General features: G+C 33.7%; 9 protein-coding genes and 1 pseudogene. All 10 read right to left on the bottom strand.

Annotated elements, in window-relative coordinates; genetic code table 11:
• Positions 1-228 precede the first annotated feature (228 nt).
• Positions 229-783 carry a signal peptidase I gene (lepB, locus tag V7014_RS23685; protein ID WP_335510970.1) on the bottom strand — a complete coding sequence of 185 codons (555 nt, stop codon included), beginning with the start codon at positions 781-783 and terminating at the stop codon, positions 229-231.
• 293 nt (positions 784-1,076) lie between these two features.
• Positions 1,077-2,255, bottom strand: a complete 1,179-nt coding sequence (mobP2, locus tag V7014_RS23690; protein ID WP_335510972.1) for a MobP2 family relaxase — start codon at positions 2,253-2,255, stop codon at positions 1,077-1,079.
• On the bottom strand, positions 2,248-2,496 hold the full coding sequence (locus V7014_RS23695; RefSeq protein WP_335510974.1) for a hypothetical protein: 249 nt from the start codon (positions 2,494-2,496) through the stop codon (positions 2,248-2,250). Before V7014_RS23695 ends, mobP2 begins: the two co-directional genes overlap by 8 nt.
• A gap of 192 nt (positions 2,497-2,688) precedes the next feature.
• A complete protein-coding gene (locus tag V7014_RS23700; RefSeq protein WP_335510976.1) occupies positions 2,689-3,591 on the bottom strand; it encodes a hypothetical protein in 903 nt (300 codons plus the stop codon).
• Positions 3,592-3,608: 17 nt separating this feature from the next.
• The gene (locus tag V7014_RS23705; RefSeq protein ID WP_335510977.1) at positions 3,609-4,190 is read right to left on the bottom strand and encodes a MerR family transcriptional regulator; all 582 of its coding nucleotides are present in this window, start codon (positions 4,188-4,190) and stop codon (positions 3,609-3,611) included.
• A gap of 16 nt (positions 4,191-4,206) precedes the next feature.
• Positions 4,207-5,271 (bottom strand): bifunctional lytic transglycosylase/C40 family peptidase, encoded by a 1,065-nt coding sequence (locus tag V7014_RS23710; protein ID WP_335510979.1) that lies wholly within the window; start codon positions 5,269-5,271, stop codon positions 4,207-4,209.
• Position 5,272: 1 nt separating this feature from the next.
• Positions 5,273-7,213, bottom strand: coding sequence for a VirB4 family type IV secretion system protein (locus V7014_RS23715; RefSeq protein ID WP_335510981.1), 1,941 nt, complete (start codon positions 7,211-7,213; stop codon positions 5,273-5,275).
• Positions 7,214-7,233: 20 nt separating this feature from the next.
• Positions 7,234-7,953 (bottom strand): hypothetical protein, encoded by a 720-nt coding sequence (locus tag V7014_RS23720; protein ID WP_335510983.1) that lies wholly within the window; start codon positions 7,951-7,953, stop codon positions 7,234-7,236.
• Between the two features lie 14 nt (positions 7,954-7,967).
• Complete coding sequence (locus V7014_RS23725; protein ID WP_335510985.1) at positions 7,968-8,258, bottom strand: DUF5592 family protein; 291 nt, start codon at positions 8,256-8,258, stop codon at positions 7,968-7,970.
• A gap of 65 nt (positions 8,259-8,323) precedes the next feature.
• Positions 8,324-8,832, bottom strand: a pseudogene (locus V7014_RS23730) (hypothetical protein); the annotation flags it as partial.

Here is an 8,832-nt window from a genome sequence, read left to right on the forward strand (position 1 = left end):
TGTCGGGGCTGAACGGGCCGTTTCAGCATTTCTTAGTTGACTTATCGTAGGGAGGATGGCGAAGTCCACTAGGAGCTGGGCGCTGGAGCTAGACACCGCGCAAAAACTTTCTTATCTTTGTAAAAAAGAGGATGTTACAAAAGGTAAACTTTTGAACATCCTCTTTTTCTATATATCTAATAATATGTATCGTTTCGCATTTCACTTATTCTTTTTCCAGCTACATTCTTATTTTACAAATCCTATTTCATCAAACGGGAAGAAACGAAGCTTAACTTCACCTAAAACCGCGTCTTCTTCAATAAAACCAAAAGCTCTACTATCAGTGCTTTTCTGTCGGTTATCACCTAATACAAAATAGGAACCTTCTGGCACTACAGACTTACCTGTTTTCTCACTTAATGTAAAATCCTCAGTCAATGTCGCACCTTGATTAAGGTTACTTTTATGTTCTTGTAAATAAGGTTCTTTATATTCTTTTCCATTTACATAAAGAATATCATTCTTCATTTCAATCGTATCGCCTGGTAAGCCTATTACTCGCTTAATTATGTACTCGCTTTCTGATAAGTCGCTTTTAAATACAATTGTATCAAATCGTTCTATTTCACTAATTTTACTTACGATGACTTTATTTTGATCTTCAAAAGTAGGCATCATTGACGGACCAGAAACTGTAATTGGTGTAAACAAAAATTGTCGACATATAAATACTAAACCTACTGCAAGCAAAATAGCTTTCATCCAAGAAAATATTTCTTTAACTACTACGTTCTTTTCCACACTTACACCCCTTATTCATTCATCACCTAAATCATACCATACTATCGTTAGTTCAAAATAGAATCAGTAAAGATGTTTCTTAATTCTTACAAGCACACCTTATTTTTTCACAATACAGTCTATTTAAAAAAATTATCTTTACTATATTTTCTACTATTTGATTTGGATGAAAAATAAGTTATCATTCTTTTTTTCGACATTAAGCAGTTCTCCTTTCAACAAAGTAAATACCAGGTTCATTTATATGAAGAAAAGTTTCTTTCTTCACCCTCATTCTTCTTGGCGTATTATTATCATCTTCTCTCATATTCAATTTCTCTTTGTAACTGTTCATAATAACGTAAGTTCTTCCAACTCTCATATTCTGACTTTAATGCACGTTCCATTTTCTTTAGTGTGTATTGCATGGAAGTACCACGAACAAACGAATTGTATTTCTTAGAGTTTGAATACTTTTTTCCATACTGTAACTTTCTTTGTTGTTGATCGTACTCTCTCATTTCTTTTAAAAAAGCATTGCCCATTCGTTTATATAAATCTTCTATTTTATTTTTCTTATAATCCTCATACCTTCCTTTTTCTTTATCTCCTTCACCATAAGCCTTCTTTAAAGATTGTACTTCTTTATCTAGATGTGAAAGAAATTTCTCGTAATCATCTTTATGATACTTTTCAATATAACGTTTAGTTAATTGATCAATGTCTGCCCTAACTGGCTGCAATGTATTATAACTATATTTCCACTGTCTTCTATCCTCCGGCAAACGATTATAAATAGATAAAAATAGTGGCTTAAATTCACGATTACGCCATTTAAAAGTAGAATCTTTTTTCTTTTCATCAACCATATTTTTTCGAATTAAATCATTTATTTGTTTTTGTAATTCACTCCTATCCATTAAGTGATTAACTGCTTTAGATTTCATAGCATCTAGGGTTCGAGGTTTTCTTTTACCTCTTTCCCTAGTTGGTGTTTTTTCAACTGTAGCAACATGAATATGAATGTTATCCGTATTATAATGAATGGCTGCACTCCATATCGCTGTTTTCTCTAGACCTTCTTTTTTAGTCATTTCTTTCATTGCTAATCTAGTGGCATCCATTAATTTTCGTTCATCCACGCTATGAGTCTTTGAATCATACAAACCATGTTCTTCTAACCAAGCGTTATTAAATGAAATGACATCTTGCCACATGATACTTTTATTCTGTTGAGCTTCTTTAAATATTCCCTTCAGTTTCTTTTTATCTTCTTCTTGTAGACGATCTTGATTCTCTGTAAACAAAGATGAAGTTTTATCAGGATTGCCCATGTAATCCTGATATAAGGCATACATTTCAGAATGTAGTTCTCCCTTTTGTTTCGCTTCTTCACGATCTATATACTCAATATAATTCGAAAATTCTCTTCTAGTTGAGATAATAAATCTTGTTTTCAGAACTACACCAGGAACCACATTTTCGTTACTCATCCATAATCACAGCCATTAAATCATTCATCTTTTCTAATTCTTTGTAGCAATTTGTCATGGTAAAAATGTTCTTTTCAATTAAATTTTGAAGGTGCATTTCCCTTTCAGTTTGTTGTCGATAAAAAGCGAGAAGTTCTAACTGATTTTTCAAAAATTCTTGTCTTGATTGATTATTTTTCTTTGCTAGTTCGTCAATTTTTTTAACTGCTACTGGATCAACGTTTCTTACTATCAAATCCATTATTCTCACCTATTTCTGTTTGTTTGCTTTCTTGTAGAGAGAGCACAAAAATAGAGAGCAGAGCATAAGGGGTTTTTGCTATCACCGGAGGTGCTAGGTCAGGCAAAGCCTGACAAAAACGTGATAGCAAGAAGATTACTTAGATGTCCCCTTCGTGTCCCTCTATTTTTGTACCATGTCCCCTTCGTGTCCCTATTTTTTAGGGGTCATGTCCCCTTCATGTCCCCACTCCTTTTGTATTGAATCGATTTTTACATCTAACTTTTCAATTTTTGCACGTAAATTTTCTTGCTCTGACTGATAACCTTTAATCGTTTCTTTACTTTGATTTATTGCATCTGTTTTCGAGGAAATTTGCGCTTGCGAATCTGCTTTATCTCCTTCTGTTTGAAACTCTAGTTCTTCCTCTACCTCCATTATCTCTTTAGCTAATTTCGTTTGATTCTTATTTTCTATTTCAATAGCCATATCATATTTTTGAATTTGTTTTTTCAGTTTTTCTTGTTCTTTCTGCACGAAATAAACCGCATATTCAGACTGTCTTTTAATAGACAGCGTTCCCGATTGCTCTGTTTTTCTCTGGTCAGCATAAATAGTACTCATGAATTCTTTTTCTTCATTTACGTTAATTTCTTGATTAACGTCATTAAAATCTATATCACTTACATTCGAATGAACTTTATAAATATCTAATGCTATCGCTCCCCAATCTGGAGATACATTTTCAATTTGTAGGACAAATTGATTTTCATCTTGATAGACCTTTTTAATAGGTAAAGGTACTTGTGGATTTGCTTTTTCTACACCTTCAAATGTATAATCATCTGCTTCTTCTCCATCTATTTTGAATGCCACTTCCATAAAATTCTTCTTAGGATTGTATGTCCAACTATGTATCATCAATGTACTTGCAGATGTAATATTAATATCTGTATTTAACTCGGTATGATAATAACTTGAGTGTTCAGGGAGATACAATTTCGATGATAAAAAAGATGCAAAACCAATCACTAAAACAAATAAAATCACGACATATATTCGTGATTTTTTCGTTCTAAGGTTGATACCTTCTTTCTCTTTCATTTTCCATTTCATCTTTTTTTACATCCTTCCTAAAGTGTTTCTAATATCATTTCTTGAAGTTCAACCACTATCCAGCGACCATCTTCTTGATCCAAAGTAAGCTGAATCACATTACGTGTTTTATCTTCTTCTTGATTTTCAGAAGAAGATATTGTTGTAAAATCAGCTATTACTTTCGTTTGTTTTTGTTCTGGTGAATCATTTTGTAAAAACAATTGAATGTTAGTTGGCCAAGATTTATATGCCCCTAAATCATATATTTCAGAAGGATAAAAATATGAAAATACAGTCTCATTCATTATACTTTCAGCGTTTTTTCTTCTCTCTTTATATCCTTTTGAATCTCTTGTAAAGGCAACCTCTATGAATTTTTCTGCTGCTGAAATCTTTTCTTTTCTAAGTTGTTCTTGTGCTGAAGGAACGACTTTTTCCAAACGCTCATTTAATTTTTCATTTTCTTCTTTCAATAAATCATTTTGAAATTGCAACGCTTTTTTGTCTTCATGTTGATTAATTTGACTGTTAGCATATAGATTAAAAACAGTAACGCCTACGACAATAATCGTAAGCGTTACAAATAAAATCATTCGTTTGTTTTTAAAATCTTTCATTTCCATTCTCCTTTTATCAGCCACCAATTCGTTTCACACGACCATTAAATGTTTCCGCCCAATACCCACTAGACATATCAGCAACGGCAACACCAGTACTTGATTGAGCACCGATAAATTTCCCATCTCCAACATAAATTCCTACGTGGCCATCTTTCTTATACGTATCAAAGAAGACCAAATCACCTGGTTTCATATTGTTAGGTGAAACGGATTTTCCTAAGTGCTTTAATGTCTCTGTGCTTGTACTCGTTAATGGGCCGAGATCAACTCCTACTTCTTTAAAAGCCCAATGAACAAAGCTCGAACAATCAAATCGACCAGCAGCAATGTCAGCAGCATTTCTTCCTCCACCAAACACATAGGTTGAGTTACCAATCCACCTGTAACCTACATCAACAACCTTCACACCTGTATTTCCATCAGCACCGACTACAGTTGACGTATTCACATATTTCAATACAGCATCAACATACAAAAAGTCGCCATAACAAGCCTGGTAGGGAACAGCTTCAGGACGAACACAACTATATATACCGGTATGTTGTAATTTTTTATACATCATTTGTGAAAAAGAAATAGCTAATTCTTTTGTATATTTACCTCCACGTTCCATCACATAATCAATAAAACCACCGCCATAGTTATACGACTGTAACGCTAGTTTCACATCATAATTCGCTTTGGCCATTACATTACTAAAATGAAGAACACCTTTATCTATGGATGTTTCAACATCCGTAATACATCCAACACTACCGCAAAAACTTTCCGAACTTTGCATTGGATCGTTTCCTTGTCCGCCTGATTCTTGCATCATTAATGCTAGAATAATATTTACATATTCACTTACTCCATACTTAGCAGCGTACTTTTCGACAAGAGGTTGATGCCTTAATACATCAGCAGAAACATTGACAACATCACCAGCTATAAATTCCCCATCACCACTACTACCTTCATTAGAACCAATAACAATGAGATTCGCTACACCTATTGCAAGAAACCCTAATAGGGCTATAGCTCCAAGAGCCAGCCCTACTTTCCATTTACCAGGTATGAGGTTAACAAGAGTGCTCATATTAAGCACCCCCACCAAACAACGCTAATTCTTCCTCTGTTACTTCTACGTTAAATAAAATATTTTGAACGGAGCTAATACACAGCAATACATTTCCGGTTGCCAGGTATGGAATACGTGCCAATTCACTTTCTGTTAGCTGATCAGTAAATACTCTTTCGAGCATTTTTCGACTATTATTGTCTTGCTGCATAATAAATTTGTATTGTGTTAGTTCGAACAATTTTTTAATTTCTTCTACTAATGCTTGATCGGAATTCTCCGGAACAAAATCTCGAATACTATGACTGGCATAAAATAAACCAGCAAAATATTTACGTGCTTCACGACTAAACTTCGTTAAGAATCGTAATGCGTGTTCGCTTCCTTTATTCGTATTGATAATATGATGAGCTTCATCGATGATAATCAAGTAACGAATGGCATCTTCAAAATCGAGTATACCTTTATTAAAATCATGAAGTTGCGAAGAACCATTTTGAAGCATACCATCCCACAACAAATTCATGACATTAAAAATTTGAGCTTGAAAGATTTCGGGTTTAAAAGATGATAAATGACGTAACGAAAAAAAGACCACTTGCTCGTCATTAAAATCCTCAATGGTCGATATACCATTGAATAAATCAGCATAGGTCTCAACTAAATTCACAATATTTAATTCGATTAATTCTAAGCGATGCTTTCTATTTTCACCTAAATTTTCATGATGTTTTCTTTGTTCAAAGTCCTCATATAGTTCTTCACGAATAAACTTCAAAAAGTCTTCAAAAATCGGATATTTGTCTACTGGTAAACCTGTAATCTGATTTTCTGCACCTTTTTGATCATTCCATAATCCTAATTTAATATATAGCTTACGAAGTAAATTTTCATACTCTTTTAGTTCATCATCTTGTGCTTCAGGCGCAATAAAGCGATAAAAGATCGTTAATTTTGAAAGATGTTGCGTAAACGATATGTCTTCTCTATCTGCCGTTTTATACACTTGCAACGGATTAATAAGCCCTTCTGAACCATCTAAAGCAATTTGTTTCCCATTTAATTCTTTAACGGTATCTTTAAACTCTCCTACAATATCAAAACCACGTATCTTATGCCCTTTAATAGCATTATCCACCGTTGCTTTCTTTAACAAAGTAGATTTCCCTGCACCCATCATCCCAATAAGTACGGCATTATAACTTTTTCGTTGTTTATCTTTATGAAACAAATCAAAAATAACACTTCCATTGGTTTCAGTTGTTCCATAGAAAGTACCGTAAGGATCACTTAACTGTGTAAAGTGAAAAGGATACCCACCAGCTAAAGCAATAGCCGGAATTTCTTTACCTTTTCGACTATTTATATACTTGCTCTGTGTATCGAAACTTGTAAAAAGAGACTGCCATTCATATTCTTGTTCATTCAAAAATATAGCACCTTTGAAATTTAAAGCTGATAGATGTTCCATCACTACTTTAGCTTGTTTTTCTAATTCATGAATGGTTTTACCAGATACATAAATTCGAAGATGAACACGTTTCATGACTTCTCCATGCGTGATTTCATCATATAAATGCTCTAATTCCCTAAACTGTTGAACAGCATCTATACGATCTATATTTTCCTTTGCCGTATCATGTCGAACACTTTGTTCCGACATCGATTTATTAATCGCTTCTACTACTTCGTTTTTATCGTCACTTATAATATCTAAGGTTGTAATCACATTTGGTATATTCATGATGTTCTCAAGCCAAAAATCATCTACATTTCGATTCGTGTCATAAATGTGTATACACGTTTCATAACCATCCCCTTTACGAATATAACTTTCTTCAAATTTAACGCCACCTTGTGGCTGTATAGAAGCTAATAAATAGGGATTATAGCTTTGTTTATTTTTTTGTTCTTTTTCTGCATTCTCTTTCTTTCTACTAAAAGGAAATAAAGCCACCATTTTTAGTATCACCTCGCCCTTTAATATCTCGTTCCTAATTTAGAATTTTGGTTGTTCAATTTATACAAAATATCTACCTTTTTATCTTCCGACAATGAAAAGATCGGGCTTGATTGATGTAAATATCGTTGAATAGATTCTGTACGTTCTTTCACAATGAATTCTGTTTGGCCAAAAATAAAAATCAGGTATTCTCGATTAGTACGTTTAAACTCCAGGTACTCTAACTCTCGTAATTTCTGTTCTAGCAACGTTCTATATAAGTCATTTGTACAAGCTTGGATTTTCTTTTGGATAAATGCTTGTTGTCGAAAAGTTGAAACGGGAAAATTCAACGCAACAACTTTAATGGCATGACTATAACCCTGAAACATATGAGCTAAATTATAAATACTAAATCTCGTTTCTTGTTCATTCATGGCATATACATTTTTCGAAACAAATTGCCAAATATCCAAATAGCCTTCATCATTTTGTAGCTTAAACATACCAGAGTCCGTAATATCACTAATTGGTAAAATCTCCGCAATGGAACGCTTTACTTTTGGTTTTTTATTTCGTTTTTTCTTCATTTTTCGTTTTTCTTTTTTTAAAGAAACGGGTACTTCTATATCTTTTGGCATTAAGGGTTCAGCTTTTAGCTTTCCGGAGTGTAATTGTTTTTTTAAATCTACCGTAAAACGCTTTTGCTTATCTCCACCAGCTTTTTTTATCATTTCTTGTTCATCAAAAATCGCCATAAAACGTTATCCTCCTACTCTTGTTCTGTGTCAATGGCACAATATGTATCACGACTTCTCATAACCGTTATATACAAGACCTGGTACATTCTCTTTTGAGGATTCGTAAACGGTCTCCAAATCATAACGAGTGCAAAAAATGCCATAAAAATATAATAGGGAATGAACAATAGTGGATGAATAAAATTCTTAAACACTAGCGTAATCGCTAATACCCCTAGAATAAAAATCAAATCAAATAAATATAAAACTTTATTGATCTTCAGCTCTGATGAAATCTCTTTTGGAATCCGATATGTCGCCATCTCATATGCTCCTTTCAAAAAGAAAATAAGCATGAAAAAACCATGCTTATTTTCTAGTATCTTGCTTACTTTTTCTTATTGTTTATATTTTGATTGTTTATATTTCGATTGTTCTTCCATGATCGAGTTGTATTTTGACCAATTTGATAAGAACGTTTTGTTCTCTGAATAGTTGGTGACTGCATAACCTTATCTTTTACAACCTGGGATGCCGTTCTATTTTCTCTCTTTTGTGTATTCGCATTTCCTGGGCTAGAACTACTATTTGTAGTTTGACGAACCTCCCTATGTGCATTAGGAGTGGACGTTTGAGCATTTTCTACAGGGGTAGATACAACATTCTTAGAACCTTCAGAAGGCATAGCAGCAACGAAAGATGTAGCGTTATGGTTAGCACCTTCAGGTACATTTGACATTTCGCCGACCATAGGAGAAGCATCACTATGCATTCCTGCTGGTTCAGACGGCATCTCACTTGCTAAAGATGAAAAATCTGCACTGTTACTTCCTACACCTGGATCAGGTGGCATCTCACTTGCTAATGATGAAAAACCAGCACCATCATTTCCTACAC

The organism is Bacillus sp. JJ722, assembly GCF_036963345.1.
GTDB lineage: Bacteria > Bacillota > Bacilli > Bacillales > DSM-1321 > Bacillus_AD.

Coding starts and splice junctions, on each gene's coding strand:
- V7014_RS23720 (WP_335510983.1), bottom strand. CDS start 7,953: ATGGCGATTTTTGATGAACAAGAAATGATAAAAAAAGCTGGTGGAGAT.
- mobP2 (WP_335510972.1), bottom strand. CDS start 2,255: ATGAGTAACGAAAATGTGGTTCCTGGTGTAGTTCTGAAAACAAGATTT.
- V7014_RS23725 (WP_335510985.1), bottom strand. CDS start 8,258: ATGGCGACATATCGGATTCCAAAAGAGATTTCATCAGAGCTGAAGATC.
- V7014_RS23705 (WP_335510977.1), bottom strand. CDS start 4,190: ATGAAAGATTTTAAAAACAAACGAATGATTTTATTTGTAACGCTTACG.
- V7014_RS23715 (WP_335510981.1), bottom strand. CDS start 7,213: ATGGTGGCTTTATTTCCTTTTAGTAGAAAGAAAGAGAATGCAGAAAAA.
- V7014_RS23710 (WP_335510979.1), bottom strand. CDS start 5,271: ATGAGCACTCTTGTTAACCTCATACCTGGTAAATGGAAAGTAGGGCTG.
- V7014_RS23700 (WP_335510976.1), bottom strand. CDS start 3,591: ATGAAATGGAAAATGAAAGAGAAAGAAGGTATCAACCTTAGAACGAAA.
- V7014_RS23695 (WP_335510974.1), bottom strand. CDS start 2,496: ATGGATTTGATAGTAAGAAACGTTGATCCAGTAGCAGTTAAAAAAATT.